Consider the following 1369-nt stretch of genomic DNA (forward strand, 5'->3'; position numbering starts at 1 on the left):
CATTCATCGATGTCGACTCCACCCATAGACGGGTCTACGGGCGGGCCAAGCAGGGCGCCGAGTACGGCCGGTTCAAGGGCATCCGCACCCTGCACACCCTCCTCGCCACGATCTGCACCCCCAACTTGGCTTTGTTCACGAGTCGTGACGGCGATTGTGTATGGGTTTGGGAGGCACCCAGACCCACGGTCAGGCAATGTTCACGAGTTTTGAAGTCACTGGGATCCTTGCACCTGGGCAGCCCTCACATGCGGTGTTAGACGTGTGCTGCCGGACGGCACCCGGCTCGGGCTGCAGGATGAGGCGGTGGCCCACGAACTGGTTAGCGTGCTGCGTCACGATGGCGTCCCGCTCCGCGGCCGACCAGGGTGAAGACGGCCAAGGCGACTGTCGCCGCGGCCCCCGTGGCCAGCGCGTCCGCAACGTAGCGGCCCAGACCCGGACGCAGGACGTCGATGAGAGCGAACAGCACGACAGGCCCCGCGAGGCTCGCCGCGACCCCGGCCAGCCAAAAGCGGTGGCTCGCCCAGAACCACTGGGAAAGCCCCATGACGATGAGGGGCGCAACGGGCACGTGCGGCGCGTCGAGGGCGGCGAGCACGCCGTATCCCAGACCGCTGACCGCCCAGCAGGCAACGGCCACGAGCGCCGCCTCACTCCAGGGGACGGCCCGGTTCACGCCTGCCGCCTCTCATTCATGGCCCGGGTCCGACGGCGCTCCCACCGCCGGGAAAGGAACGCCGCCAGGAATGAGCCGACCACGAGAGGTCCGGCAACCCAGCGGATCACGTCCGCTGGCCAGCCCGGCTCCCCGCCGGCCATCAGGGTCACCGATTCGATGGTGAGGGAGATCCCCAGCAACACATAGCCGAGCCCCCAGGCGCGCACCACCCACACAGGTCTTCCCTGGAGAATCGGCGGCTGACGCGGCCGGAGCACGGCCCGCCATCCCACCCACACGCAGCCCAGCCCCAAAGCCACCGTGAGCACGTCCACGGCCCTGTCGAACACCTCTGTCACGGTCCCGAGCACCCTCGACTTCCTCTCTCACCTCCGGCGGACCCCAGAACGCCAGGCCCCCGGCTCATCATGATGACCGCCCGGACGCGGCCCCTCACCTGCCGGGCACGGCAGACGGTCTGCGCGACTGCTTTCCGGTATCCGGCAATGTGGGCACCCTGACGTTATTTCTCATGAACATCCAGAGGTGTCAAGATCACCAACTGCTGTCCAAAGCGGCAGATAAACGCTGCCGCTTGAAGTGAACGAAGCCACCCAACTCAAGGCCGGTGATCGCCGCAGTACGGATGCGCCGGGGCAAGGCAGCAGACTCCCGCGGCGCCCCGAAATTCGTCGCCGAGGTCCTGGC

Annotated in this window: 2 protein-coding genes; both read right to left on the reverse strand. The window is 67.5% G+C overall.

Annotation, left to right across the window (positions count from 1 at the left end):
- Nucleotides 1–322 precede the first annotated feature (322 nt).
- Nucleotides 323–679: a hypothetical protein gene (locus tag AB0915_RS39185; RefSeq protein ID WP_366696185.1), complete on the reverse strand. Its 357-nt coding sequence runs from the start codon at nt 677–679 to the stop codon at nt 323–325.
- On the reverse strand, nt 676–1020 hold the full coding sequence (locus AB0915_RS39190; protein ID WP_366696187.1) for a hypothetical protein: 345 nt from the start codon (nt 1018–1020) through the stop codon (nt 676–678). Before AB0915_RS39190 ends, AB0915_RS39185 begins: the two co-directional genes overlap by 4 nt.
- Between the last annotated feature and the right edge of the window lie 349 nt (nt 1021–1369).

The sequence above is a fragment of the Streptomyces sp. NPDC048411 genome, assembly GCF_040704695.1.
Classification (GTDB): domain Bacteria; phylum Actinomycetota; class Actinomycetes; order Streptomycetales; family Streptomycetaceae; genus Streptomyces.